Origin of the sequence: Streptomyces sp. MBT53 (assembly GCF_016654115.1) — a bacterium.
GTDB lineage: Bacteria > Actinomycetota > Actinomycetes > Streptomycetales > Streptomycetaceae > Streptomyces.
In genome coordinates this window covers 1-682 of the sequence record NZ_JAEQAZ010000481.1, presented here as the reverse complement: position 1 = coordinate 682, position 682 = coordinate 1, and the positions used below count along the sequence as shown (strand labels likewise).

Here is a 682-nt window from a genome sequence, read left to right as displayed (position 1 = left end):
TCCCCCCTCGACGCGGCCGGCGTCGAATCCCTCTCCACCCTCCGCGCCTCCGCGAAACGCGACGCGGGCGACAGCGCGGTAGGCCGGTTCGGCGTCGGCTTCGCCGCCGTGGTCGCCGTCACCGACGAACCCGCCCTGGTGGGCCGCCACGGCGGCGTCCGCTGGTCCCTCGCCGAAGCCCGCGAACTCGCCGACGAGACCGCCCGCCACAGCCCCGGCCTCGGCACGGAGATCCGCCGCCGAGACGGCCACATCCCCCTCCTCCGCCTCCCGTTCGCCGCCGTAGGCAGCGCCCCCGACTCCTACGACACGGTCGTCATCCTCCCGCTGCGCGACACCGCCGCCGAGGATCTCGCCGAACGCCTCCTGAGCGCGGTCGACGACGCCCTGCTGCTCGCCCTGCCGGGCCTGGTGGAGGTGGTGATCGAGATCGGGGACCAGCCCCCGCGCAGCCTCACGCGCCGCACCGTCGGCGCCGACACCGTCGTGGACGACACCCGCGACGGCACCACCCGCTGGCGTACGGCCGACGCGCACGGCGACCTCGCCAAGGAACTCCTCGCCGACCGCCCGGTGGAGGAACGGCTGCGCCCCCACTGGTCCGTCACCTGGGCCGTCCCCGTCGACGCCGACGGCACCCCGGCCCACCCCCGCACCAGCCCCGTCGTGCACGCGCCCACGC

General features: G+C 76.4%; 1 pseudogene. It reads left to right on the top strand.

The annotated features are described in order from the left end of the window. A pseudogene (locus JHN45_RS52360) lies at positions 1–682 on the top strand (molecular chaperone Hsp90); the annotation flags it as partial.